The organism is Sphingobium sp. KKT206 (assembly GCF_055640555.1).
In genome coordinates this window covers 3,417,526-3,443,462 of sequence record NZ_CM145764.1, presented here as the reverse complement: position 1 = coordinate 3,443,462, position 25,937 = coordinate 3,417,526, and the positions used below count along the sequence as shown (strand labels likewise).

The 25,937-nt window shown below is 65.0% G+C and carries 22 protein-coding genes; 7 read left to right on the top strand and 15 right to left on the bottom strand.

Translation table 11 applies throughout. The annotated features are described in order from the left end of the window. Window positions 1-45: 45 nt before the first annotated feature. Window positions 46-462 (top strand): GtrA family protein, encoded by a 417-nt coding sequence (locus ACZ2HM_RS16705; RefSeq protein ID WP_470425751.1) that lies wholly within the window; start codon window positions 46-48, stop codon window positions 460-462. Between the two features lie 113 nt (window positions 463-575). Here the strand turns inward: ACZ2HM_RS16705 and fdhD are convergent, their stop codons facing one another. The 6 genes from fdhD to ACZ2HM_RS16675 all read right to left on the bottom strand — a co-directional run bounded on the left by fdhD (window position 576) and on the right by ACZ2HM_RS16675 (window position 7,797). Further along, on the bottom strand, window positions 576-1,376 hold the full coding sequence (fdhD, locus tag ACZ2HM_RS16700; protein ID WP_052027762.1) for a formate dehydrogenase accessory sulfurtransferase FdhD: 801 nt from the start codon (window positions 1,374-1,376) through the stop codon (window positions 576-578). A 22-nt stretch (window positions 1,377-1,398) separates the two neighbouring features. After that, window positions 1,399-1,704 carry a formate dehydrogenase subunit delta gene (locus tag ACZ2HM_RS16695; RefSeq protein ID WP_081912821.1) on the bottom strand — a complete coding sequence of 102 codons (306 nt, stop codon included), beginning with the start codon at window positions 1,702-1,704 and terminating at the stop codon, window positions 1,399-1,401. A gap of 10 nt (window positions 1,705-1,714) precedes the next feature. Further along, window positions 1,715-4,561: a formate dehydrogenase subunit alpha gene (gene fdhF / locus ACZ2HM_RS16690; RefSeq protein ID WP_470425750.1), complete on the bottom strand. Its 2,847-nt coding sequence runs from the start codon at window positions 4,559-4,561 to the stop codon at window positions 1,715-1,717. Next, window positions 4,558-6,192 carry an NADH-ubiquinone oxidoreductase-F iron-sulfur binding region domain-containing protein gene (locus tag ACZ2HM_RS16685; protein ID WP_037476542.1) on the bottom strand — a complete coding sequence of 545 codons (1,635 nt, stop codon included), beginning with the start codon at window positions 6,190-6,192 and terminating at the stop codon, window positions 4,558-4,560. Before ACZ2HM_RS16685 ends, fdhF begins: the two co-directional genes overlap by 4 nt. Continuing rightward, on the bottom strand, window positions 6,189-6,641 hold the full coding sequence (locus tag ACZ2HM_RS16680) for a formate dehydrogenase subunit gamma (protein WP_037476543.1): 453 nt from the start codon (window positions 6,639-6,641) through the stop codon (window positions 6,189-6,191). Before ACZ2HM_RS16680 ends, ACZ2HM_RS16685 begins: the two co-directional genes overlap by 4 nt. A 253-nt stretch (window positions 6,642-6,894) precedes the next feature. After that, window positions 6,895-7,797 (bottom strand): LysR family transcriptional regulator, encoded by a 903-nt coding sequence (locus tag ACZ2HM_RS16675; RefSeq protein ID WP_470425749.1) that lies wholly within the window; start codon window positions 7,795-7,797, stop codon window positions 6,895-6,897. Window positions 7,798-7,842: 45 nt separating this feature from the next. Here ACZ2HM_RS16675 and mobA point away from each other — a divergent pair, with 45 nt between their 5' ends. Further along, a complete protein-coding gene (mobA, locus tag ACZ2HM_RS16670) occupies window positions 7,843-8,364 on the top strand; it encodes a molybdenum cofactor guanylyltransferase (RefSeq protein ID WP_037473860.1) in 522 nt (173 codons plus the stop codon). Window positions 8,365-8,452: 88 nt separating this feature from the next. Here mobA and cobA read toward each other — a convergent pair whose 3' ends face one another. The 8 genes from cobA to ACZ2HM_RS16630 all read right to left on the bottom strand — a co-directional run bounded on the left by cobA (window position 8,453) and on the right by ACZ2HM_RS16630 (window position 19,600). Continuing rightward, window positions 8,453-9,235 (bottom strand): uroporphyrinogen-III C-methyltransferase, encoded by a 783-nt coding sequence (gene cobA, locus ACZ2HM_RS16665; RefSeq protein WP_037473856.1) that lies wholly within the window; start codon window positions 9,233-9,235, stop codon window positions 8,453-8,455. Further along, window positions 9,222-11,831, bottom strand: coding sequence for a molybdopterin-dependent oxidoreductase (locus ACZ2HM_RS16660; protein WP_470425748.1), 2,610 nt, complete (start codon window positions 11,829-11,831; stop codon window positions 9,222-9,224). Before ACZ2HM_RS16660 ends, cobA begins: the two co-directional genes overlap by 14 nt. Before the next feature lie 145 nt (window positions 11,832-11,976). Further along, window positions 11,977-12,318, bottom strand: a complete 342-nt coding sequence (nirD, locus tag ACZ2HM_RS16655; protein ID WP_096060709.1) for a nitrite reductase small subunit NirD — start codon at window positions 12,316-12,318, stop codon at window positions 11,977-11,979. Then, on the bottom strand, window positions 12,318-14,828 hold the full coding sequence (nirB, locus tag ACZ2HM_RS16650) for a nitrite reductase large subunit NirB (protein ID WP_470425747.1): 2,511 nt from the start codon (window positions 14,826-14,828) through the stop codon (window positions 12,318-12,320). The genes nirD and nirB overlap by 1 nt, the downstream gene beginning before the upstream one ends. A gap of 204 nt (window positions 14,829-15,032) precedes the next feature. Further along, window positions 15,033-16,241 (bottom strand): hypothetical protein, encoded by a 1,209-nt coding sequence (locus ACZ2HM_RS16645; protein ID WP_470425746.1) that lies wholly within the window; start codon window positions 16,239-16,241, stop codon window positions 15,033-15,035. 102 nt (window positions 16,242-16,343) lie between these two features. Next, window positions 16,344-17,588 (bottom strand): nitrate/nitrite transporter, encoded by a 1,245-nt coding sequence (locus tag ACZ2HM_RS16640; protein WP_037479091.1) that lies wholly within the window; start codon window positions 17,586-17,588, stop codon window positions 16,344-16,346. Window positions 17,589-17,807: 219 nt separating this feature from the next. Continuing rightward, a complete protein-coding gene (locus ACZ2HM_RS16635; RefSeq protein WP_470425745.1) occupies window positions 17,808-19,022 on the bottom strand; it encodes a CmpA/NrtA family ABC transporter substrate-binding protein in 1,215 nt (404 codons plus the stop codon). Further along, window positions 19,019-19,600 (bottom strand): ANTAR domain-containing response regulator, encoded by a 582-nt coding sequence (locus tag ACZ2HM_RS16630; protein ID WP_037472914.1) that lies wholly within the window; start codon window positions 19,598-19,600, stop codon window positions 19,019-19,021. The genes ACZ2HM_RS16635 and ACZ2HM_RS16630 overlap by 4 nt, the downstream gene beginning before the upstream one ends. 293 nt (window positions 19,601-19,893) lie before the next feature. On the opposite strand from ACZ2HM_RS16630, the gene ACZ2HM_RS16625 reads away from it, so the two are divergent. The 4 genes from ACZ2HM_RS16625 to nadB all read left to right on the top strand — a co-directional run bounded on the left by ACZ2HM_RS16625 (window position 19,894) and on the right by nadB (window position 23,593). Next, window positions 19,894-20,184: a LysR family transcriptional regulator gene (locus ACZ2HM_RS16625; protein ID WP_470425744.1), complete on the top strand. Its 291-nt coding sequence runs from the start codon at window positions 19,894-19,896 to the stop codon at window positions 20,182-20,184. A 227-nt stretch (window positions 20,185-20,411) separates the two neighbouring features. After that, window positions 20,412-21,353: an ABC transporter ATP-binding protein gene (locus ACZ2HM_RS16620; RefSeq protein ID WP_470425743.1), complete on the top strand. Its 942-nt coding sequence runs from the start codon at window positions 20,412-20,414 to the stop codon at window positions 21,351-21,353. Window positions 21,354-21,371: 18 nt separating this feature from the next. Beyond that, window positions 21,372-21,911, top strand: a complete 540-nt coding sequence (locus ACZ2HM_RS16615; RefSeq protein ID WP_470425742.1) for a hypothetical protein — start codon at window positions 21,372-21,374, stop codon at window positions 21,909-21,911. 77 nt (window positions 21,912-21,988) lie between these two features. After that, window positions 21,989-23,593 carry an L-aspartate oxidase gene (gene nadB, locus ACZ2HM_RS16610; RefSeq protein ID WP_470425741.1) on the top strand — a complete coding sequence of 535 codons (1,605 nt, stop codon included), beginning with the start codon at window positions 21,989-21,991 and terminating at the stop codon, window positions 23,591-23,593. A gap of 113 nt (window positions 23,594-23,706) precedes the next feature. Here the strand turns inward: nadB and ACZ2HM_RS16605 are convergent, their stop codons facing one another. After that, complete coding sequence (locus tag ACZ2HM_RS16605; protein WP_037472514.1) at window positions 23,707-24,555, bottom strand: alpha/beta fold hydrolase; 849 nt, start codon at window positions 24,553-24,555, stop codon at window positions 23,707-23,709. A gap of 171 nt (window positions 24,556-24,726) precedes the next feature. On the opposite strand from ACZ2HM_RS16605, the gene ACZ2HM_RS16600 reads away from it, so the two are divergent. Next, window positions 24,727-25,857 (top strand): serine hydrolase, encoded by a 1,131-nt coding sequence (locus ACZ2HM_RS16600; RefSeq protein ID WP_037472513.1) that lies wholly within the window; start codon window positions 24,727-24,729, stop codon window positions 25,855-25,857. Window positions 25,858-25,937: the final 80 nt, after the last annotated feature.

Below are 25,937 nucleotides of genomic sequence, written 5' to 3'. Positions count from 1 at the left end.
CCCGTGGATTAGAGGCTGCGCATCAAAGCGCAACGGGGGCCAGCCATGAAATTCGCGCAACGCGTGTCGCCGCAGCACCGGGCGCTGTTCTGGCAGATCCTGCGCTATGGCGTCACCGGCCTGTTCGTCACTGCCTGCCAGGCCGCGATCTACTGGGTCCTTGCCACCTATGCCGGGCTGCATGTCCAGATCGCCAATCTGATCGGCTATGGCGCGGCGGTCGTCATCGGCTATATCGCGCACAGCGCCTTCACCTTTCGCGGCCAGGGGGCGAATGACGGCCATGCCGCGCGCGGGGCGAAATTCGTCGCCGTGTCCTTGGTCAGCTATGCACTCAATGCGCTGTGGGTGTGGCTATGCGTCACCCATATGGGCTGGCCCGCCTGGTCGCCGATCCCGGCGATGCTGTTCGTGACGCCGGCTTTGGTGTTTGTCCTCAATCGGCAGTGGGTGTTTCGGTGATATTCGCAATCAAATGTGACTGTCGTTCCCGCGAAGGCGGGAACCCATCTCCCACCCTTTGCATCCAGCACCACGCTTGGGAGATGGATCCCCGCCTTCGCGGGGATGACGGGCTAAAAATCGGAGTTTAATCCGCAAGCTAGCACCGCATCACCCCGCGCCAGGACGACCAGTGGCAGGCCCGCCGCCGCCGCGCGGTCCGCCGCCAATTGCGTCGGGGCGGAGATGGTGACGAGCAGGGGGCAGTTGGCCAGCACCGCCTTTTCCACCAGTTCATAGGAACAGCGTGAGGAGAGCAGGGCGAAGCCGCCGTCCCAGTCCGCCCCCCTGCGCGCCATAGCGCCGATCAGCTTGTCGAACGCATTATGCCGCCCGACATCCTCGCGCACCAACCGGATCGCGCCGTCCACGCCGACCCAGGCGGCGGCATGGACCGCGCCGGTCGCTGCATTCAACGGCTGATGATCGCGCATCGCCGCCAGTGCGCGGAAGATTGCGGCGCGGTCGGCCCTTCCCTGCGCCGTCACGCGCGGCAGCGGCCGGATCGCTTGTTCCAGATTTTCGATGCCGCACAGGCCGCAGGAGGAATCCGAGGCGCGATGCCGCACCCGGTTCAGCAGCCGCTCGACCCGTTCGGGCGGCAGGGTGGCGCGCGCCACCAGTCCCTGCAGCGTTGCATGGACATCGACAGCGAACGCCCCGTCGCCCGGCTCGATCAACCGTTCGGCCAGCGCAAAGCCCAGCACCAGATCATCGATGTCAGCGGGTGTCGCCATCAGCACCGCATAGCCGATGCCGCTTAGCTCGATCGCGACCGGCATTTCCTGTGCAAGCGCCCGATCAATCGGATGCGTCGCACCATCGGGCGTCAGCCGGTCGAACCGCATCGTCCCATTGTCGGCTGGCCTGTCCATCATCGGGTGGGGGTAGCGATGGTCAACCCGCGTCGCAATGCCCGGCTTCATTCACCGCGTTGAACGGCGTCGCCTGATCCTGCGGCACCGGCCTGCCGCCTGCAAGCCGGGCGACCGCCGCCGCGACGACAGGCGAAAAGCGATCAGGCTCTTCCTGCGCCATGGCGATGATCCGCTCTTTCATCCGGGGATCCCAGAAGCTCGCCAAATGCTCGGCCAGGGTTTCGGTCGCCTTGGCCTCGCCCATTATCGCCAGATTGCGGGCGATCTGATGCGCCATATAGACCAGCCGGTCGGCTGTGGACATGATCTGGGGTTCGTCGCTCATCGGCCCGGTCCTATTCTGCCGCTTCCAGCGGCGCGATGCGACGGCTCATCCGCGCCTGGCTGGCATAATCCTGCTGCCAGTCGCTGGGGCCGTTGGATGGCATCACCTGCACCGCCGTCACCTTATATTCCGGGCAGTTGGTGGCCCAGTCGCTATAGTCGGTGGTGATGACGTTCGCCTGCGTCTCTGGATGGTGGAAGGTCGTATAGACGACGCCCGGCGCAACCCGCTCGGTCACCTGCGCGCGCAATGTCGTTTCGCCCGCGCGGCTGCGCAATGTCACCCAGTCGCCATCCTTGAGGCCGCGATTATCTGCGTCGGACGGATGGATTTCCAGCCTGTCCTCCGGGTGCCAGGCAGTGTTGGCCGTCCGCCGCGTCTGCGCGCCGACATTATAGTGGGACAGGATGCGCCCGGTGGTCAGCAGCAGCGGGAAGCGCGGGCCGGTCTTTTCGTCGGTGGGCACATAGTCGGTGACGACGAACTTGCCCTTGCCGCGCACGAAGCCATCGGCATGCATGGTCGGCGTGCCGTCGGGCGCTGCGTCATTGGCGGGCCATTGCAGCGACCCTTCCGCTTCCAGCCGGTCATAATGGACGCCCGCAAAGGTCGGGGTGAGCGCGGCAATCTCGTCCATGATCTGCGAGGGATGATCATAGGTCCAATTGAGGCCCATGGCGTTGGCGACCAGTTGCACGATTTCCCAATCGGCATGGCCGTTGAGCGGGGCCATCACCTTGCGCACCCGCTGGATGCGGCGTTCGGCATTGGTGAAGGTGCCGTCCTTTTCCAGGAAGGTCGATCCGGGCAGGAAGATATGCGCGTAATTGGCGGTTTCGTTGAGGAACAGATCCTGCACCACCACGCACTCCATCGCCGCGAGGCCCGCCGCGACATGATGGGTATTGGGGTCGGACTGAAGGATGTCCTCGCCCTGCACGAACAGCCCCTTGAACGTCCCGTCGGTCGCGGCGTCCAGCATGTTGGGGATACGCAGGCCGGGTTCGGCATCGAGCGACACGCCCCAGGCCCGTTCGAACAGGCTGCGCGTCGCGGTGTCGGAAACGTGCCGGTAGCCCGAAAATTCATGCGGGAAGCTGCCCATGTCGCAAGCACCCTGGACGTTGTTCTGCCCCCGTAGCGGGTTCACGCCCACGCCTTCGCGCCCGACATTGCCGGTTGCCATGGCGAGATTGGCGATCGCCATGACGGTCGAGCTGCCCTGACTATGTTCGGTGACGCCGAGGCCATAGTAAATGGCACCGTTGCCGCCAGTGGCGTAGAGCCGCGCGGCGGCGCGCACCTCGTCCGCCTTCACGCCGGTCAGCGGCTCGATCGCTTCGGGCGAGCGGGCGGGTTGCGCCACGAACTCCGCCCAGTCGGCAAATTCATCCCAGTCGCAGCGTTCACGGATGAACGCTTCGTCGTACAGTTTCTCGGTGACGATCACATGCGCCATCGCCGTCAGCATCGCGACATTGGTGCCGGGCCGCAGCGGCAGATGATGATCCGCCTCGACATGGGGGGATTTGACCAGATCGGTGCGGCGCGGGTCCATGACGATCAGCTTTGCGCCTTGGCGCAGGCGCCGCTTCATGCGGCTGGCGAATACGGGGTGGCCGTCGGTGGGATTCGCGCCGATCACCAGGATCACATCGGCCTGCATCACGCTGTCGAAATCTTGCGTGCCGGCCGAGGTGCCGAAGGTCTTGCTCAAGCCATAGCCGGTCGGCGAGTGACAGACGCGCGCGCAGGTATCGACATTGTTGTTGCCGAAGCCCTGGCGAATCAGCTTTTGAACCAAAAAGGTTTCTTCATTGGTGCAGCGGCTGGACGTGATGCCGCCGATCGAACGGGTGCCATATTTCGCCTGGATGCGGCGAAATTCACTGGCGGTATGGGCGATGGCCTCGTCCCACGATACTTCGCGCCAGGGTTCGCTGACCGACGCGCGGATCATGGGATTGAGGATGCGGTCCTGATGCCGGGCATAGCCCCAGGCAAAGCGGCCCTTGACGCAGCTATGGCCGCGATTGGCCTTGCCGTCCTTCCATGGCACCATGCGGACCAGTTCCTCGCCCCGCATTTCCGCGCGGAAGGTGCAGCCGACGCCGCAATAGGCGCAGGTCGTGACGATGGCGCGATCGGGCGTGCCGACCTCGACGACCTTTTTTTCGATCAGCGACGCGGTCGGGCAGGCCTGCACACAGGCACCACAGGAGACGCATTCGGAGCCGAGGAAATCCTCGCCCTGCGACGCGGCGACCTTGGAGTCGAACCCCATGCCCTCGATGGTCAGCGCGAACGTCCCCTGCACTTCGTCGCAGGCGCGCACGCAGCGGGAGCAGACGATGCATTTGCTGGGATCGAAATCGAAATAGGGGTTCGACTGGTCCTTCGCCTGGCCCATATTGGTCGCGCCGTCATAGCCATAGCGCACATCGCGCAGGCCGACCGCACCGGCCTGATCCTGCAATTCGCAATCGCCATTCGCGCCGCAGGTCAGGCAATCGAGCGGATGGTCGGAGATGTAGAGTTCCATGACCCCGCGGCGCAGCTTTTTGAGCCGCTCGGTCTGGGTGCGGACCACCATGCCTTCGGCGACCGGCGTGGTGCAGGAGGCGGGATAGCCGTTGCGGCCCTCCACCTCGACCAGGCACAGGCGGCAGGAGCCGAAACTCTCGACATTGTCGGTCGCGCAGAGTTTCGGGATGGAGCCGCCGAGCAGCGAGGCGGCGCGCATGATGCTGGTGCCTTCGGGCAAGGTCACGGCCTGCCCATCGATGGTCAGGGTGACGGACTTGCTGGTGGCGATGGCCGCCGGGGTGCCATGGTCGGTTTCGCGCGTGAATGTCATTCCGCAGCCTCCTGAACGGACTTGGCCAAGCCAAAATCCTCTGGAAAATAGTCAAGCGCGCTCAACACCGGATAGGGGGTGAAGCCCCCCAGCGCACAGAGCGAGCCATATTTCATCGTATCGCACAGATCGCGCAGCAGGTCGGATTGCGCGTCGACAGACACATCGATCCGGCTGGGCGCGCGCGAGTAGAGGGCTTTATCCAAATACCCCTCCCCCGTTCGGGCTGAGCCTGTCGAAGCCTTCCCCTGATCCTTCAAGAAGGAAAGCCCTTCGACAAGCTCAGGGCGAACGGTGTGAGACGTATCGCGCATCCCAATAATCCGATCGACAATCTCCACCCCGCGCGTCGATCCGATGCGGCAGGGCGTGCATTTGCCGCAGCTTTCCACCGCGCAAAATTCCATCGCGAAACGCGCCATATGCGCCATATCCACGCTGTCGTCGAACACGGTGATCCCGGCATGGCCGATGAGGCCCCCGGCTGCCGCAAAGGCTTCATAATCGAACGGCAGATGGAACATGCTGGGCGGGAAATACGCGCCGAGCGGCCCGCCCACCTGCACCGCGCGTACCGGACGACCGCTGGCGGTGCCGCCGCCGATATCGTTCACCAGTTCGCCCAGCGTGATACCGAAGCCAATCTCATAGAGGCCGCCATGCCGCACATTGCCCGCCAGTTGCACAGGCATCGTGCCGCGCGACCGGCCGAAGCCGACGCCCGCATAGGCCTCAGCCCCTTCCGCCAATATGAAGGGCACGGCGGCGAGGCTCAGCACATTGTTGATGACGGTCGGCTGGCCGAACAACCCTTTGAGCGCGGGCAAGGGCGGCTTGGCGCGCACCTGTCCGCGCTTGCCCTCGATCGAATCGAGCAATGCCGTCTCTTCGCCGCAGACATAGGCCCCTGCCCCCTCGCGCACTTCCAGCGTGAAGGGGGCGATCAGATGCGCCGACCGCTCGATCGCCAACCGCATGGTGTAGATGGCGAACGGATATTCCGAGCGGATATAGATATAGCCATGGTGCGCGCCGACGGCATGGGCGGCGATCGCCATACCCTCGATCAGACAATAGGGGTCGCCCTCCATCAGCATCCGGTCGGCGAAGGTACCGCTGTCGCCCTCGTCCGCGTTGCAGACGATATATTTCGCGTCGCCGGGCGCATCCAGCACCGTCTGCCACTTGATGCCGGTGGGAAAGCCAGCACCACCGCGCCCGCGCAGGCCCGACGCCTTGACCGCATCGACCACCGCCTGCGGAGCAAGCGCGCGCGCCGCGTCCAGGCCTTTCCATCCACTTGTGGCGGCATAGTCGTCCAGGCAGACGGGGTCGATCACGCCGCAGCGGGCAAAGGTGAAGCGCTGCTGCCCGGCAAAGAAAGGCAGCGCGTCGATGCGTCCGAGCCGGTTGGGGTGGGTGCCGTCCAGCACCGCCGCCACATCGCCCGGCCCCACCGGGCCATAGCCGATGCGGCCGTCCGCCCTCTCGACCTCGACCAGCGGTTCGATGCTGAACAGCCCGCGCGATCCGGTGCGGATCACGTCGCATCCGGCTTCGGTAAAGGCGTGGGCGACATCATCCGCGCCCAGCGCGACCGAGGCCATATCGCGGCTTACATAGATTTTCATGCCGCCACCTCCGCCGCGATCCGCTCCAGCGCCGCACCGTCGATCCGCGCCACCGGGCGGCCATCGACCAAAGCATTAGGCCCGATCGCGCAGAGACCCAGGCAATAGACCGGCTCCAGGCTGACCGCGCCGTCGCCGCGCGTCTGCCCCATCGCCACGCCCAGCCGCTGCGCCGCCGCCGCCTCGATCGCCGCACCGCCGCGCGCCTGGCAGCTTTCGGCGCGGCACAGTTTCACGACATGGCGACCCTGCGGCGTGCGGCGAAAATCATGATAGAAGGTGACGACGCCATGCACATCGGCACGCGACAGGTTCAGCGCTTTGGCGATGACCGGCACGACCGCATCATCGACATGCCCGGCCTCTTCCTGCACGGCATGGAGCAGCGGCAATAGCTGGTCGCGCGTCGCCCCATGCTGCGCCGTCCAGCCTTCGATAAACTCGTCCATCCCGATACCCTGCCTCTTGGCCGCAATTTTGCGCCATAGTGGGGCGGCGGGGCGCGTCGGTCAAATCGAAGCCAGCGATGCTTGATAGGGATACTCTATCAAGCATCGGACGCGCCCACATCATCCTCCCCCGGCGGGGGAGGTGGCTGGCCGCAGGCCAGACGGAGGGGTGTCACCTTATCGAGAGGACGACACCCCTCCGTCACGCGCTTCGCGCGCGCCACCTCCCCTTGCAGGGGAGGATTGTTCTGCCCTAAATCGTCGTAAAGCCCGGCGGCAATCGCAATTCCCGCGCGACGGCCAGCACCGCTTGCGCCAATGGCCCCATCGGCGCGCTGTCCGACACGATGACGCCGACTCGGCTGCCCTCCCCCATATCGGGCAGCGGCGTGGTGTGCGCCCAGCGCAGCCCGTCCAGCAAGGCGGCATGGCTGTCGGGAATGATCGAACAGAGTCGCCCCTGTTGCACCAGCCCCAGCAACGCGACATAGCTGTCCGCCGTCACCAAAGGCCGCAGCGCCAGCCCGCGCGCGGCCAGCCGCGCATCCAATATCCGCCGGTTCTGCATCCCCTGATGCAGCAGGCACAGCGGCAGGCCGGCCAAGTCCGCCCGGTCGATGACGGCAGGGATCGGCACGCCGTCCACCGCGCTCACCAGCATTGCGCGCTCGACATAGAGCGGCACCGACAAGGCATGGGCGGGTGGCTCGAAATCGAGATAGGTGAGGCCTGCGTCCAGCTCGAACGCCGCCAGTTCGCGCTCGATCTGGCGCGATGTCAGCGCCCGCACTGAAATATTCAGCCCCGGATAGCGCGCCAGCATCGCCGTCGCGAGGCAACCGATGGCGGGCATGGCGGCGGGGATCGCGCCCAGCCGCAGTTCGCCCCGCAACGGCCCGCGCGCGGTTTCCGCCGCCTGCCCCAGCGCCTCGGCCGCCGCCACCAGTTGCCGCGCCCAGGGCAGGATCGCCTCGCCCTCCGGCGTCAAACCGGCATATTTGCGATCGCGGCGAATCAAACGCTTGCCCAGTTGCGTCTCCAGCGTCGCAATCCCCGCCGACAGCGTGGGTTGCGACACATGGCATAGCGCCGCCGCCCGCGCGAAATGGCCTTCGCGCTCCAGCGCCAGAAAATATTCGACAAGTCGGGTCTGCATCGCTTTGCTATAGGCTTTATAGAGCGAAGCTATCAAGGAAGCGCTATGGCGGCAGGACGGATATTGGGCGCGGTGCTGGCGGGGGGGCGTTCCAGCCGCTTCGGCAGCGACAAGGCGCTGGCCCTGATGCCCGATGGCCGCACCCTGATCGACCATGCGATGGCGGGCCTGGCACCCCATGTCGCGCAGGTCGTGATCTGCGGACGCGCGGGCGGCCTGCCTGATCGGCCCGCGCCGGACATGGGACCGTTGGGCGGCCTCAATGCGGTGCTGCATCATGCGCTTGCCCATGGTTTTGATGGCGTCCTGACCACCGGCTGCGACATGCCGCTTTATCCGGCAGAGTTGCCCGCCGCACTGATCGGCGAGGGCGCCGCGATTCTCAAGGGCCAGCAACTGCTCGGCTGGTGGCCGGTCACCCTTGCGCCTACGCTCGACGCGCATCTGGCCGAAGCGAATAACCGCTCCATCCATGGCTGGCTCGACCGCATCGGCGCGCGCGTGGTGGAGAGGCCGGGAATGATCCTCCCTAACATCAACCGGCCGGAAGATTTGGAGGGGTTGTAACGCTTAACGCCCGTTCGTTTCGAGCGAAGTCGAGAAACGCTTGCGCCGTCCCCCGTTTCTCGACTTCGCTCGAAACGAACGGAAGGAGTTAAGCCGGCAAAGCCACGCTCGCCGCAATCTCCGCCGACAGCCCTGTCCCCGCCACTGCCTCGCCAATCAGCAACAAGGTCGGATCTTCGTCGCTGATCGTCGCCACCAGAAAGGCCAGCGCCGACAGCTTCCCCCGGATCAGCCGTTCGTTCGGCAGCGAGACATTCACCGCCACCATCACCGGCGTTTCCGGGTCACGCCCCGCCGCGATCAAGCTGCGAGCAATCTCACCCGCCGCCGCCCGGCCCATATAGATGCCGATCGTTCCGCCCGGTTGCGCCAGCGCGGCCCAGTCGAGCTTCAAGGGTTCGCCCGCCTTCAAATGCGCCGTCACCAGCGTCAGCCCGCGCGCCTTGCCGCGCAGGGTGAGCGACGCATGGCCGCTCGCCGCTGCCGCGCTGGCGGTGGTGACGCCGGGGCAGATGCGCACCCGCACGCCGCCTTCGCCCAGATGCGCCATCTCCTCCGCCGACCGGCCAAAGATCGACGGATCGCCGCCTTTCAGCCGCACGACACGCTTGCCTGCGCGCGCTGAGGCGAGCAGCAGGTCGTTGATGCTCTCCTGTTGCTTGCTGTGCCGCCCGGACCGCTTGCCCACGCTGACGCGATCGACACCAGCGGGGATCAAATCCAGTACCCCCGGCCCCACCAGCGCATCGTAAAAGACGATGTCCGCCGCGCCGATCAGCCTTTCCGCCTTGCGCGTCAGCAGGTCCGGGTCGCCCGGCCCGGCGCCCACCAGCCAGACATCACCCGGCGCGATCAGGTCATTCGGCTGCATGCAACGTCTCCTGCGAAGTCTGGACGAGAATGTTGGCGAGTGCGGGACGGCACGATCCGCAATTGGTCCCCGCGCCGATCGCCGTGCCGATCGCGGGCACGTCAACCAGCCGCTGGTCGCGGATCGCCGCGACGATCTGGTTGAGGCCAATGTCGAAGCAGACGCACACCACCGCGCCTTTGTCGGGCTGGCTGCCTGGCCCGCGCGCGGCCAGCACCGAAGCGCCCACGCCCTCGACCGCCAGTTGCCCGATCAACCAGTCGCGCGTCGGCAACAGGCCGCTACGCGTCACGATCAGCACGCCCGCGAGCTTCCCTTCGCGGATGATCGCGACGCGGCGGGTACCGCGCGTCTGGTCGATCGCCTCGACCCTTTCGCCCTTGGGCAGGCAGGCTTCCAGCCGCGCCGGATCGCCATTGCCCGCCACCTCATAGAGCGCGCCGCCTGGCACGGTGATGCGCGTAGCCCACAGGCACGGCACCCGCACCGGATCAGCCCCGCGCAGGATCAGGAATCCCTTCCACTCCGTCTTGACCTTTTCGACCCGGACGGGCGTGGATTTGAACCCCGGCTGCCCCGAATGGGGATCGACCAGCGGGCGCGGCAACAGGCCGGTGCGGCCGCCGCTTGATTGCTGATCGGTCCAGTGGATCGGCGTAAACACTTCACCGCGGCGCTGCCCCTCGCTGATCCGCGCGCGGAAGAGGCTCTCGCCCTGCGCCGTCGACACCCGCGCCAGATCGCCATCCGCAATGCCCAACGCCGTCGCGTCGCGCGGATGCAGTTCGACCAAGGGCTCCTCGCGATGCCGCGCCAATTTGGGCGACAGGCCGGTGCGCGTCATCGTATGCCATTGATCGCGATAGCGGCCGGTGTTGAGCGTCATCGGCCAGTCGCGCAACGGCCCCTGCAACGCCATCTGCGTCACCGGCACCAGCCGCGCCTTGCCATCATTCGTGGGAAACCGCCCATCGGCAAAGGGCATGCCGCCCCAGCGGAACGGTTCCATCGCTTCATAGGCGTCATTGCCGATCGTCGCCTGCGCGCGCAGATTGAGCAGCCGCGCGCCATCATTCTGATAGGCGGTCAGTCGCGCATGTTCGCGCCAGATGTCGGCGGGCCGGTCATAGGTGAAGGCATTGCGCCACCCCATCCGCCGCGCGACCTGCGTCACGATCCACCAGTCGGGCTTGGACTCACCGGGCAGCGGCAGCAAGGCGCGCTGGCGGCTGATCGTGCGGTCGGAGTTGGTGACGGTCCCGTCCTTCTCGCCCCAGGCGGCGGCGGGCAGCCGCACATGGGCATGAACGGTGGTATCGGTGGTCGCCATCACGTCCGACACGACGACAAAGGGGCAGGCCTCCAGCGCCGCGCGCACGCGCCCCGCATCAGGCATCGAGACGGCGGGATTGGTGGCCATCACCCACAGCGCCTTGATCCGCCCCTCGTCGATCGCGCGAAACAGGTCGACGGCCTTCAGCCCCGGCTTGGTCGCCACGTTCGGCGCGGCCCAGAAACGCCCGACCCGCGCGACATTGTCGGGCGCGAAATCCATATGCGCCGCCAGCGTCGTCGCCAGCCCGCCAACCTCACGCCCACTCATGGCATTGGGCTGGCCCGTGATCGAGAAAGGCGCGGCACCGGGCTTGCCGATGCGGCCGGTGGCGAGGTGGACGTTGATGATCGCATTGACCTGATCCGTGCCACGGATCGACTGGTTGATCCCCTGGCTAAACAGCGTGACGGTGCGCGGGGTCGCGGCGAACATCTCGTAAAATTGCTGCAATTCGGCAGGCGGCAGGTCGCACGCCTTCGCCGTCGTCCACAAATCATGGCCCGCGCGGATCGCGTCCCAGAAACCATCGGGCGCAGCAACGCTATCGCGTAGAAAGTCCGCATCCAGTTGCCCGGCCTGATCCATCCAGGCCAGCAACCCGTTCATCAGCGCCACGTCGCTGCCGGGCTTCAAGGCAAGATGCAGGTCCGCCCCTTCGCAGCTTTCGGTCCGACGCGGGTCGATCACCACCAGCTTGGTGCCGCGCGCGGCTCGCGCCGCCAGTATCCGCTGATAGACGACCGGATGGCACCAGGCGGTGTTGGACCCAACGAGGACAATCAGGTCGGCCTCATCCAAATCGTCATAGCTGGCGGGCACGACATCCTCGCCGAACGCGCGCATATGCCCGGCCACCGCGCTCGACATGCACAGGCGGCTGTTGGTGTCGATATTTGCCGACCCGATAAAGCCCTTCATCAGCTTGTTGGCGACATAATAATCTTCGGTCAGCAACTGGCCGGAGACGTAGAAGGCGACGCTGTCCGGCCCATGCTTGGCGATCGTCTCGCGAAAGCGCTTGGCCACCAGATCGAGCGCCTTGTCCCAGCTTGCCCGCTTGTCGCCGATCATCGGATGGAGCAGCCGCCCCTCCAGCCCGACCGTCTCGCCCAGATGCGTGCCCTTGGAACAAAGCTTGCCGCCATTGGCAGGATGCGCTGGATCTCCCGCAATCGTGACGGCACGCGGCCCGGTCGGCGTCGCGGAGATGCCGCACCCGACACCGCAATAGGCGCAGGTGGTGCGGATGGGTGCCGACATTATAGCCCCTCCCCTTTAGGTTCAAACGAGTCACGTGCCTCGTTTGAAGGGTTGGGGTGGGGGCGTGCCCCAAGCATCAGGCCAAGACGATAGCCCCCACCCCCGGCCCCTCCCCTAAAGGGGAGGGGTGATTTCAGTTCGACCTTCACGCCGCGCGCTTCCCGATGACGGCATCGCGCAGCAGGAAGATACGCCCGGCATCGACCTTGAGCGGGATCACCGGCACGCATCCCTTATCCTCGCCCAGCGCCTCGCCAGTCTTGAGCGAGATGTTCCAATTGTGGAGCGGGCAGGTCACGACCCCGCCATGGACGATCCCCTGACTGAGCGGCCCCTGCTTATGCGGGCAGCGATTGACGAGGGCATGGAAATCGCCGCTCGTCGTGCGGAAGATCGCGATCTCCTCGCCGCCCAGCACTGGCAGGGTGCGGGCATTGCCCGGCGTGATCTGATCCACCGAACCGATATCGAGCCAGTCTCCGGTCATCATACGGTCTCCAACGGGCGCACTTGCGCGATATGCTGATGCAGTTCGGCATGCTGGCCCGCGGCGCGCTCCGCCCAGGGATCGTCCTGCATAAACTGCTGCGAAAAGAGGAAGCGCGCCCGCAGCGCTTCGCGGCCTGCATCATCCTCGACGATGCGCGCCTTCACATAATCGACCCCGACCCGCTCGATCCACGGCGCGGTGCGCTCCAGATAGCGGGCCTCTTCACGGTAAAGCTGGGTAAAGGCGGCGCAATAATCGAGCGCCTCCTGCTCGGTCGCCACCTTGCACAGCAGGTCGGTGACGCGAACATGGATGCCGCCATTGCCGCCGACATGCAGCTCATAGCCGCTGTCGACGCAGACGATGCCGAAATCCTTGATCGTGGCTTCGGCGCAATTGCGCGGGCAGCCCGACACCGCGATCTTGAACTTGTGCGGCATCCACGATCCCCAGGTCATCCGCTCGGCCTTGACGCCCAGCCCCGTGCTGTCCTGCGTACCGAAGCGGCACCATTCGGACCCGACGCAGGTCTTCACCGTGCGCAGCGACTTGCCATAGGCATGGCCCGATACCATCCCCGCTGCATTCAGGTCCGCCCAGACGGCGGGCAAATCCTCCTTCTTGATCCCGAAAATATCGAGCCGCTGGCCGCCAGTGACCTTGACCATCGGCGCGTTGAACTTCTCGACCACGTCGGCGATCGCGCGCAATTCGCGCGGATTGGTCAGCCCGCCCCACATGCGCGGCACCACCGAATAGGTGCCGTCCTTCTGGATATTGGCGTGCATCCGTTCATTGACGAAGCGGCTCTGCTGGTCATCGACATAGGCACCGGGCAGCGCGCAGAGCAGATAATAATTGAGCGCGGGACGGCAGGAAGAACAGCCGTCGGGCGTGGACCAATGCAGCTTCTGCATCACTTCGGGGATCGACGTCATGCCCTGCGCCACGATTTCGCGCCGTACATCGTCATGGCCAAAGCTGGTGCATTTGCACATCGTCTTCGGCCCGGACTGGACATCCTCCCCCAGCGTCAACGCCAGGATAGTTTCGACCAGCCCGGTGCAGGAACCGCAGCTCGCCGACGCCTTGCACCCGGCCCGAACCGCGTCCAGGCTGCATGCGCCTGCGTTGATGCAGGCAACCACCTGGCCCTTGGACACGCCGTTGCAGCCGCAAATCTCGGCATCGTCCGAGAGCGCTGCAACGGCCGCCTTAGGGTCCTGCGCGCCCCCTCCAGAGGCGAAGGCTTGGCCGAAGATCAGAAGGTCGCGAATGTCGGCAACATCTTCGCCGCGCTTGAGCAAATCGAAATACCAGCCGCCATCGGCGGTATCGCCATAGAGCACCGCGCCGATGACGCGATCTTCCTTCACCACGACCCGTTTATACACGCCGCGTGAGGCATCGCGCAGGACGATGTCCTCGCACCCCTCGCCGCCCGAAAAGTCTCCGGCGGAAAAGACGTCCAACCCGGCCACCTTCAGCTTGGTCGATGTCACCGACCCCTTATAGCCCGTATGCCGGTCGGTCAGACCATCGGCCAGGCTGCGGCACATATCCCACAGCGGCGCGACCAGGCCATAGACATTGCCGTCATGTTCGACACATTCGCCGACCGCCAGCACATCGGGATCGCTGGTGACCATATGGTCGTCCACCTTGATCCCGCGCCCGATGTCCAGCCCCGCCGCCCGCGCCAGCGCGACGCAGGGACGAATGCCCACCGCCATCACCACCAAGCTGGCGGGGATCAGCGTGCCGTCCTTCAACCGCACGCCCTCCACCTTGCCATCGCCGCAGATTTCCGCCGTGTCGGCCCCGGTCAAGATGGTCTGGCCGCGCGCTTCGAGCGCGCTCTTGAGCAGCCAGCCGGCCGCCTCATCCAATTGCCGTTCCATCAGCGTCGGCATGATGTGCAGGACCGTAACCTTCATGCCGCGCAGCGTCAGGCCATGCGCCGCTTCCAGTCCCAACAGCCCGCCGCCGATCACCACGGCGTCGCCACCCCGGCCAGCGGCGTCCAGCATCGCATCGACATCCTTCATGTCGCGAAAGCTGATGACGCCCGGCAGATCCTTGCCCGGCACCGGAATGATGAACGGGTCGGAGCCGGTCGCGATCAACAGCTTGTCATAGGCAACGGTGCGGCCCGACTGGCTCGTGACGGTCCTGGCGCTGCGATCGATCGCCACAACCGGATCAGCGACGATCAGGTCGATGCGATTATCGTCATACCAGGCGCGGTCGTTGATGATGATGTCCTGAAACGTCTTTTCACCCGCCAGCACCGGCGACAGCATGATGCGGTTATAGTTCACATGCGGTTCCGCGCCGAAGATGGTGACGCGATAGCGCCCCGCGTCGCGCGCCAGCAGTTCCTCAACCGCGCGGCACCCGGCCATGCCGTTGCCGATCACGACCAGATGGTCGCGCCCCTCATCGGCAGGGACAAGGATAGTCTCCTCGCTGCCTGCCATCGGCTCCGTTCCGATCTGAAATTCCATATTCGTGACTCCAGAAAACAAAAAAGCCGCCATCCTGACCCCCGGTGAGAACCGGGAGTCAGGATGGCGGCTTTGCCATCATATGCGCCTTGTCGATCCGTCCCTGGATCGCTTTGGCTATGGTTGGAAGGACAGCTTTGCCCTCTTGCACTGCACCATAACAGAATCGCCTGATGCCTCAAGCGATTCCTGTTCCTGGCCCGATCAATAGGCCCAATCGGCCTGCACCCATAATTTCTGCGTATCGGTCGCCATCGTCTTGGCTTCGTAACGTGCATAGCGGACCGACAGCGCGGTCTTCTTGACCTTGGCCGAAGCGATCAGATTGATCTCATCGCCATAATGCTGGTCCAGCCGGTCGCTATCGAATCGATGCCACACCGCCTGCATCGACACGCCGGTCAGCGGCCCCAGCTGTTTCCAGCCATAGCCGCCGCCGACATAGAGGTCGCGAATGCCGTTGGCGGGCGTGGTCAGGAATTTGTCGGCCCAACCCTGAAATTTGAAATTGGTGCCGAGCGGCGTCTGGAAACTCGTCAGCGGCGTGCCGCTAGTCGCGCCCAGCACCTCATAGCCTGCATTGAGCTTCCAGCCCTTCACGTCCAACGTCAGGTCCGCCAGCCAATAATCCGCGCTATAGCTGTTGGGATTGCGGTGATAGTCCGACTGGCGCGCATAGCTGAGCTGGTAACTGAGCTTCGCCGCCTTGGCCAAAGGCTGCGCCCCCGCCAGCCGCACGCCATAGGTCTGGCTCGACAGCCGATAGCCCTGCATCGCCGCCTCATCCTGATCGACCAGATAGGCAAAGCCCGTCAGCGCCCCGACCGGCGTGGCATAGGAGATGTTGGCGAGGATCGTGTCGCCGCCCACCGCCTGCTGCCGCGCACCACGCCCCTGAAAGCCCCAGATCGTCCGCACGCTCCACACATAGGAGAGGTCGAGCTTCAGCCCCTTGGCCGGGGTCAGTTCGGCGCGCACCGCATCGAATGTCTGGCCATTGTCGCGAAAGGCGACATTGCCGACGAACCGCTCGTCATCCAGTACGATCCTTTGGCGCCCGCCGGTCAGCGTCACCGCCTTGGTCTTGTACTGGAGCTGGGCGATATAGAGCGCGATATTCTCCGGGTCGGCGATGATCGGCCGGGTCGCTGCGCCGTTCAGCCCGTCATAATAGTCGTCGATGGCAGCCAGCGTCCCCTGCCCCACAACCATCGCCGAAAAACCACCGCTGCTGGCCGACAGCCCGGCCCGCGCCCGGATGGTCAGCGCGTCGGATGTCTCGGTCGCCAGCCCCGCCTGATCGGCCTGTTCATAGCGCAACCGCGTTTCGGCGATCGGCTTGAGCGTCACTTCCTGGGCACAAGCGGTCCCTGCGACGGCCAAAGAGGCCGCCGTTGCGAATATATATTTCATGGAAATCTGTCCCCCTCGGACTTCGCTAAACTCCTCCCCTCGCAGGGGAGGAATTATTGGGGGGCGGCCTGGCTATGCCGGTCCGCCCCCACCCCTCCAAAGTCAGATGCGTGCGCCGCTGGTCCAGGTCGCCCGCCACCGCGCCTTGACCAGCGCCACGCCGATGAAGGCGACGACCGCAAGGCCAGCGAAGATCAGGAACCCGGCCGAAAAGCTGCCGGTCAATTGCTTGGCAAAGCCGAGCGAACTGGCAAGGTAGAAGCCGCCAATCCCGCCTGCCATGCCGACAAGGCCGGTCATCACGCCGATTTCCGCCTGGAACCGCTGCGGCACCAACTGGAAAACCGATCCATTGCCCGTGCCCAGCGCCAGCATGGCGAGGACGAAGAGGCCAAGCGCCGTCACCAGCGTCGTGGCAAAGGCGACGCCTGCCAGCGCGATCGCGGCAATCAGATAAACGATCATCAGCGTTCTTACGCCGCCAATCTTGTCAGCCAGCGCCCCACCGATCGGGCGAACCAGCGACCCGGCGAACACGCAGCCTGCGGTGCAATAGCCCGCCATCACCGGCGTCAGGCCGAATTGGTCGGTAAAGTAGATCGGCAGGCTGGCGGCGAGGCCAACGAAACCGCCGAACGTCACCGCATAAAAGGCCATCAGCAACCAGGCATCGGCCTGTTTCAGCGGCTGGAAATAGTCGATCATCTTCTTGGGCGGCGGCGCGTTGGGCGCGTCCTTCGCCATGATCATATAGATGACGAACACGATGGTCAGCGGGATGCAGGCGAGGCCCAGCACCGCGTTCCAGCCGAATAATTTGGCCAGCCCCGGCGCGAACAATGCCGCCAGCACGGTGCCCGAATTGCCCATGCCCGCCAGGCCCATCGCCTTGCCCTGATGCTCAGGCGGATACCAGCGGCTCGCCAGCGGCAACGCGATCGCGAAGCTCGCGCCCGCAAAGCCCAGCACGACCCCCAGCGCCAGCGTGCCTTCAAAGCTGCTGACCCCCATCAGCCAGGCCACAAACAACCCGGCAATCACGATCAACTGGCTGATCGCGCCCGACATTTTCGGCCCGATCCGGTCGACCAGCAGGCCGTTCACGACGCGGAGCAGCGCGCCCATCAATGTCGGCGTGGCGACCATTAGGCCTTTTTCGGCCGGGGTCAGCGCCAATGTCTGTGCGATCATCGGCGCAAGCGGGCCGAGCAGCACCCACACCATGAAGGCGAGGTCGAAATAGAGAAAGGCGGCAACAAGGGTCGGCGTGTGGCCGGCCTTCCAGAAGCTGATCGCGGCGGCGGGCTGTTCACCCTCCTTGTCGCGATCCCAATAAGCGGTAGCCATGATACGTCCCCCAATAAACGGAAATGGACACGAAAAAAGCCGCAGGCCGGACGCACGCACGAAGGGCGTAGTCCGGTCAGCGGCTTTGCTGCGATGTGGATGGGGATGGCGGTCCCGTCCTTGGGAGAGCGCATCCAGATATAGGCGCGCTTCATCGCGCGACGCCTATGTTATCTCCCGATTCGCATCATGTTGCAAGGCACAATTTTGCGCCTGCTTTCAACGTAGCGGCGTAAAGCCCGCCAGAAACTCCTCGATCCGTTCGGGGTCGAACACGCGCCCGTCGAAGAATCGATCCGGCCCCAACGTCAGCTCGCCGCGGCGCGACCCGACCGCCAGCGGCATACCCACCGCCCCCTCCAGCTTCATGCTCGCGCCCGGCATCGGCACATCGCTGTCCGCCAGCGCGCGGCGGAAGATGTCGGGCCGAAACACTGCGCCCGCCTTCGCCGCCGCCGCGGGGTCATGATCGACCATCCCCCACCGCACCAGTTGCGAATAGATCCACAGCGCCTGGCTGCGCCACGGAAAGGGCGTCGCCTCACGCGCGAACAGCATGAAATCGGGGCTGGCGATCGGCGCTTCACCCGCCCGCGCGACGATCTGCCCCGACAAAGCCCGCGCGATCAGATCGGCGGGTTGATCGACATAGGCAGGCGCCGCCAGCAACCCGGCCAGATCGCCATGGTTGGCGGGATCATCGCACCAGGCCGCCGCCCGCACCAGCGCGCGCAGCAGACGATCGACCATATCGGGATTTTCCTCCGCCCACGCCTCGCGAAACGCCAACACCTTCTCGACGCCCCGCCGCCAGATCCGCTCGCCGATCGCCACCACTTCGGCCAGGCCCGCCTCGACCGCCGCGCTGCCCCACGGTTCGCCCGCGATGAAGCCATCAATCTCGCCCGCCTGCATCGCCTCGACCGTCAGCGACGGCGGCAGCACGCGCAGCACCACGTCGCGGTCCGGGTCCACCCCCGCGCTCGCCAGCCAGTAACGCAGCATGATCGCATGGCTGGAAAAACGATGGACGACGCCGATCACCGGCTTGCGCCGCCACAGCCCGATCGCGGCGGCAAAATCATGCGCCGTCCCCAGCGGATCGGCCAGCCGCGCCGCCACATCGGGCTCCAGCGCAGCGGCGAAATCGCACGTCATAACCAGCATATTGCCGTTGACGTTGAGCTTATAGGGCGCGGCCAATGCAGCGGGCTGCTGGCTCAGCCCCAGCGTCACTGCAACCGCCAGCGGGGCCAGCATATGCGCCGCCTGCACCTGGCCATAGACGAGCCGGTCGCGCAGCGTGGCCCAGCTTGTGGTCCGCACCAGGTCGAGCGCAATGCCCTCGGCCTCCGCAAAGCCCCGCTCGCGCGCCGCGACCAGCACGGCCGCATCGGTCAGCGGCAGGAAGGCGATCCGCAGGCCCGTCGTCATACTCCCCCTCCCAACAACTCGCTGGCGGTGATCAGCGCCTGCGCCACCTCCACGATCTTCTTGCCCTGGTTCATCGCCGCCGACCGCAACAGCGCATAGGCATCCTGCTCGCTGAGCGACCGCTGGTTCATCAGGATCGACTTGGCGCGGTCAACGATCTTGCGATCCGACAGCGCCGTGCGCGCCTCGTCCAACTCGCTCTGCATCTTGGCAAAGGCATTGAAACGCCGCACTGCCAGTTCCAGCACCGGCTTGACCCGCTCCTTGCGCAATCCGTCCACCACATAGGCCGACACCCCGGCATCGATCGCCGCGCCGATCATCGCATCGTCGGACTGGTCCACGAACATCGCGATCGGCTTGGCCAGCGCCCGGCTGACGATGAGCATTTCTTCGAGCGTATCGCGGCTGGGGCTGCCCAGGTCCATCAGCACGACGTCGGGTGCCATGCGTTCGAGCCGCGCGACGAAAGCGCCGCGCGGTGGCACGATATGAATATCGTCATAGCCCGCCTCGCGCAGCCCCTCCTCCAGAACCGTCGCGCGCAGCCCGCTGTCGTCGATGATGACGATTCGCATCAATCCAAAGCCTCTTCGCCCCTGAGTGACGCCAATGCTGCACCGCGTCAATTGCGCGGGAGGATGTGGGTGAAAAGCGGCGGCAGATAAGCGGCGAGCAAAGCAACCAATCCACCGGAGCAGAGATGGTAGTTTGCGGACCGTAGGCTTTCTTCGCCCCGCCCGCTTGCGGGAAGGGCAGCGAGACTTGATGAGCGGAGCGAATTTAGTCGCAGCGGGGTGGGCCTGCGCAACACCTACGCTGCGGACCACCCCCCTTCCAATGTAGGATTTCCTCTGCTTTATCCTGTCAGATGAAGCACCATATCCCCACCCCCTCGCCTGCGACCGTCCAGCCCGATCGCACCCATTGGACCCCGGCCCGGCAGCGCCTCTTTCTCGCGGCGCTGCTCGAAACTGGCAATGTCTCGCGCGCGGCGCGGGCGGCGGGCATGTCGCGGTCGAGCGCGCATCGCCTCCGCGTGCGGCTGGCCGGGACCGTTTTCGACCGCACATGGGACAAGGCCCTGGCCCTGCACGCCGATCGCATGGCCGATCCCTTCGCCACTGGCGCCGTTCACGACACCCCGCACAAAGCGCGCTGATGCCTGTCGCGTCCCTGACGCGCCAATGGGACGCACCTGTCGCGCGGGTGTCGCGTCGGCAGTACGTCGCCTTTGCTTTACTGTCGCTTCCCTGTCCCAATTTCTGCGAATCGGCCCGACGACCCTCGACGACGGTGTGAACTTCGCCCTGTCGCGTCACTCCGTGCGCGCCGCAGGACAATCAGCCCTCTTTCCTTCCCTGCCCTCGATCCCCATAGAGATCAGCCATGACCGACAGCCCGCCCCCCGCCCCACCCCCCGCGATCGCCATTCGCAACCTCACCAAAGTCTATAAGGGCGGCAAGCGCGCGCTGGACGGGATCAACCTGTCGATCCCGCGCGGCCAGATTTACGGGCTGCTCGGCCCCAATGGCGCGGGCAAGTCGACCACGATCAACATATTGGCCGGGATGGTGAACAAGACATCAGGGTCGGTCAGCATCTGGGGCTTCGACATCGACGCCAATCCGCGCAATGCAAAGAACAGCATCGGCATCGTGCCGCAGGAAATCGTGTTCGATCCCTTCTTCACGCCGTTCGAAACGCTGGAGAATCAGGCGGGCTTCTATGGCGTGCCCAAGGACAAGCGCCGGTCGATGGAATTGCTGCGCGCCGTCCATCTGGAGGACAAGGCCACCGCCTATGCCCGCACGCTGTCGGGCGGCATGAAACGCCGCCTGCTGGTGGCCAAGGCGATGGTGCATAGCCCGCCGATCCTGGTGCTGGACGAACCGACCGCAGGCGTTGACGTGCAATTGCGCCAGCAATTGTGGGAATATGTGCGTGAACTCAACGCCCTGGGCGTGACGATCGTGCTGACGACCCATTATCTCGAAGAAGCCGAGCAACTGTGCGACCGCATCGGCATCATCAACCATGGCCAGCTGATCACCGACAAGCCCACCCGCGAATTGCTGGCGATGGCGCAGGAAAAGGTGGTGCAGGTGACGGTCGACCGCGACGTGACCATGGTGCCGGATGCCCCCTGCTTTGAAAAGATCGAACTGACGGGCGAGCGCACGCTGACCATCACCTACCTCAAGGACCGCGCCAATGCGGGCCAGGTACTGAGCGCCGTGCAGGCGAGCGGGCTGGCGATCGTCGACGTGGTGACCCGCGACCCGGATCTGGAAGATGTGTTCTTGAATTTGACGGCGGCGGCTGCGTGATTTTGAAGGAGTAGGATCGTGGGCTTTAGAATCTCATGGTTAGCTTTTGAGTCCGTCGAAAAAGCCGCTTTGCTGGAGGCTTTGGACTTCAAAGACACTGGCGAAGCTGATGAGGCGAATGAAAGCCCTTTTTCTGCCGTTCAATTGCGCAATGGCTGGAGCATAATCTGGTCTAACGACTTTGAGTGGGCAGCAACGCAGCCGATCAAATTATCGTTTCCTACCAAGCGCATAGTCAGTTGCCAGTTGCATGAGGGCTTGATGTATAGTGCCGTGCATGGTGCTGAGGATGGCATCGAGTTGTGGAGCGTCATCCATGACGCGCAACAATCGTTGCACGATCTTTCGGTTTCCGGTGACCCGCCGGAGGAATTTCCAGCCATCAAAGACGGACTGTTTGGCGAACAGGAAAAGGAAGATGCGGGAAGCGCGGAAGTTGATTTTGTTTTCGACATTCCCATCGAACTGGCTGCCAGCATCACCGGCTTTCGCCATGACCTGTGGGAAATAGACGGACGTCCTCCGGACTGGACAGTCATCGAAAGAAAATCTTCCTGACATGACCTACTCTTCTACGGTAACGCCGCAACTGCCCACCCCCGGCCCCTCCCGCACGCAGGAGGGGGGAGATTAGAATGCCCATCACCACCTACGAGGTCGTCATCATCGGTTCGGGCGCGGCGGGCCTGACGGCCGCCATTAACCTGGCGCAGGACCGCAAGGTGCTGGTGCTGGCCAAGGGCGCGCTGGATGGCGGGTCGACCAACTGGGCGCAGGGGGGCATTGCTGCCGTACTCGACGCCGGTGACAGTTTCGAGGCGCATGTCCATGACACGATGGTCGCGGGCGCGGGCCTCAATGATCGGGCGACGGTCGAGTTCGTCGTGTCCGAAGCGCCCGCCGCGATCGACCGGCTGGCGGCGCTGGGCGTGCCCTTCAACGGCGGCGAGGAATTTGGCGAGCGCTGGCATTTGACGCGCGAAGGCGGGCATAGCCACCGCCGCATCATCCATGTCGATGACGCGACCGGCCATGCGGTGCAGGTCGCCTTGCTCAAGGCCGCGCGGGCCAACCCCAACATCACGCTGATGGAGGATATGGTCGCAATCGACCTGATCACCTCCCGCCATGGCGAGCGCTATTCGGGCGCGGGGCATGTTTGGGGCGTCTATGCCTTCAACAAGGCGACGGGGCATGTCGATGCGCTACTCGGTCGCGCGACGATCCTATGCACGGGTGGCGCGGGACGCACCTATCTCTTCTCCACCGCGCCGCGCGGCGCGACCGGCGACGGCATCGCCATGGCCTGGCGCGCGGGATGCCGCGTGTCGAACATGGAGATGAACCAGTTTCATCCCACCTGCCTCTACAATCTGGAGGTCAAGAATTTCCTGATCACCGAAGCCGTGCGCGGCGAAGGCGGGCATTTGAAGCTGCCCCCCGGCGTACCGGGCGGCGGCGAGCGCTTCATGCCGCGCTTCGATCCGCGCGAGGAACTGGCCCCGCGCGACGTGGTGGCGCGCGCCATCGACCATGAGATCAAGCGGCTCGGCCTCGACTATGTCCATCTCGACATCAGCCACAAGCCGCCGGAATTTGTGAAGCATCACTTCCCGACCATCTATGCCCGGCTGCTGGACCTGGACATCGACATCACCAAGGAACCGATCCCGGTCGTGCCCGCGCAACATTATACCTGTGGTGGCGTGGTGATCGACCTGGACGGGCGCACCGACCTGCCCGGCCTCTATGCGGCGGGCGAAGTCAGCGAAAGCGGCCTGCACGGGGCCAACCGTCTCGCCTCCAACTCGCTGCTCGAATGTTTCGTATTCGGCGAAGCAGCGGCCAAGCATATCCGCGCGAACTGGGATGATCTACCCGCTCCGCCGCCGATCCGCCCATGGGACGAAAGCCGCGTCACCAATGGCGACGAGGAAGTCATCGTCCAGCATAACTGGAAGGAAATCCGCCGCTTCATGTGGGATTATGTCGGCATCGTCCGCACCACCAAGCGGCTGGAACGCGCCCAGCACCGCATCGACCTGCTGGCGCGGGAGGTGGATGATTATTACGGCAATTTCCGCGTCACGCCCGACCTGATCGAATTGCGCAACCTGCTGGAAGTCGCGCGGCTGGTGGTACGTTCGGCCCTCCATCGAAAGGAAAGCCGCGGCCTCCACTATACGCTCGACTATCCCGACATGCTGGACGCGGCGGTCGACACGGTGCTGGCGCCGTAAAAAAAGGCGCGGTCGCCGGGGGGCGCCGCGCCTTGAGGGGGAGGGGAACATGCTGAAAGCCTGTCCGGGGCCTTCGGTGTACGTCCAAGCACCATCATCGGCTTTGACGCCCGTCAAATGCGCTTCAAAAAATCACCCAGCGCGGCATGGAAGCGCGCCGGTTGATCGGCCATCAGCATATGGCCGCTGGGACCGATGGCGCGGAGCAGCGCATCCTTCTTGGGGGCATAGGCAGCGCGGAAGCGGCTGGCGATGGCGGCGGCCTGTTCGCGATCCGATCCGATCGCATAGACGACCTCCAGCGGAACGCTAAGGCGCGGCAGTTGCGGGCCGAGATCGGTGTTGGCCAGATCACGCAACGCCTGGGCGATGACATCGGGATCGCTGCCTTTGGCCCCCGGCGTCTGCGCCACCATCTGCCCCAGATAGCGCCGCCCCGCCGCCGTGCCGGTCAGATAGCCACCAATCTGGTCAGCGAGATAGCCAAGTCCGCTAGCCGTGCCGCCGACCATGGCGGCACCAGCGGGCAGCATGTCCACCACCATGACCCGGCTCGCCAGCCCCTTGAGGCCGAGCAGCATCGCCAGCGTGCCGCCCATCGAATGGCCGACGATCGCGGGACGTTTCAATCCCGTGGCGCTGGCATAGCGCGCAATTTCATCGGCGATCGGCCGGAGCAGAGCGTCGCCGCCTGCATTGGCCTCGCCCGCCAATCCGGCAAAGCCGCGCACATGGACCAGATGAAAGCGATAGCCGGGAACCGCCGCCAGCACGCCGTTCCAGATGCCGGGGCCGCTGGCGAGGCCGGGGATGAGCAGCACATCGCGACCCGTACCCCGCACCGTCACGGCGATCCGGCGCGACGCAAAAGGGGCGGCCTGCGCCACGCCCGCCCGAAGCAAGCCGCCGGTGGCCAATGCGCCGAGCAGCCAATTGCGCCTGTTTATAGCTTTCATTGTCATCCGCCCGCTATTGCCCGCCACTCACTGAACCGCAACTGAGCGATGACGCTGTCGATCAAAGGGTTGCATCCGTCCGGCTCCTATCATCGCATTTGTGGACTCATTCGTCGCATCGTCCTTGCCCGTCCGGGCGGGGGCAGCCCCTATGTTCGCTCAAAGTGCGGGGATTATATGGCATCGAATGACAACCGGGGCGGGGTCGCGCGCCTGGTCCTTCTGGTTATGGCCCTGTCGGCCTGTGTGAGCGCGCCCGATCCGCGCCCGGCCCAGGCGGCGGCGAGCGCGCCGCAGACGTCGCGCCCGGCGACCAATAGCTGGCCGATCCGCCAGGCACCCAATCCGCCGCTGCCTTATCGCGCGGTCAGCCAGAATGATGCGCCATCGCCGACGCTGGTCAGCGCGATCCGCAATCTGGGCCAGGGATTTCGCGGCAAGGTCGGCATCGCGGTCCGCCGGATCGATGCGGACTGGACCGTCGCCTGGAACGGCACCGCCTTGTTCCCGCAGCAGAGCGTATCGAAATTCTGGGTGGCGCTGACGTTTCTGGACGCGGTGGACCGGGGCAAGCTGCGCCTGACCGACACGACCACGATCACGAAAAACGACCTAACCCTGTTCCATCAGCCCTCGGCCGCGATGGTGAAGGCGGGCGGTTGGACCACCAGCTATTCCGACCTGATGCGCCGGGCGATGACGCAAAGCGACAATACCGCCAACGACACGCTGTTGCGCGCAGTGGGCGGCCCGGAAGCGGTGCGCAGCTATTTGGCGCGGCGAATGATCAAGGATGTTCGCTTCGGCCCCGGCGAACGGTTGTTGCAGGCGACGACGGCGGGCCTCGACTGGCGGCAGGATTATTCGATCGGGCGCAATTTCTACACCGCGCGATCACGGCTGCCGATGGCGGCGCGGGTCAAGGCGCTGGACAATTATCTCGCCAATCCGCCGGACGGTGCAGCCCCCACCGCGATCGTCGGCGCGCTCGCCAAGCTCAAGCAGGGCGACATGCTGTCGGCCGAATCCACCCGCTTGTTGCTGACTGTCATGGGCGAAGCGAAGACCGGGCCGCAGCGGATCAAGGGCGGTGTGCCGCCGGGCTGGGCCTATCTGCACAAAACCGGCACAGGCCAGGATCTCGCCCCACGCTCGACCGGCTATAACGACATCGGCATCATGACCGCACCCGATGGCACCAGCTATGCCGTCGCCGTGCTGATCGGATCGACCACCGTGTCGATCCCCGAACGCTGGGCCTTGATGCAGGGCGTGGCGAAGGCGGTCGCGGCGAACCATCAACGCTGATTGTGATCGATCGGTAAGGGATGGTCTGTCTGTGCTGTTGTGTGACAGGTTGGCTATAGCGCGCTTGTAGGCGTGGTTAA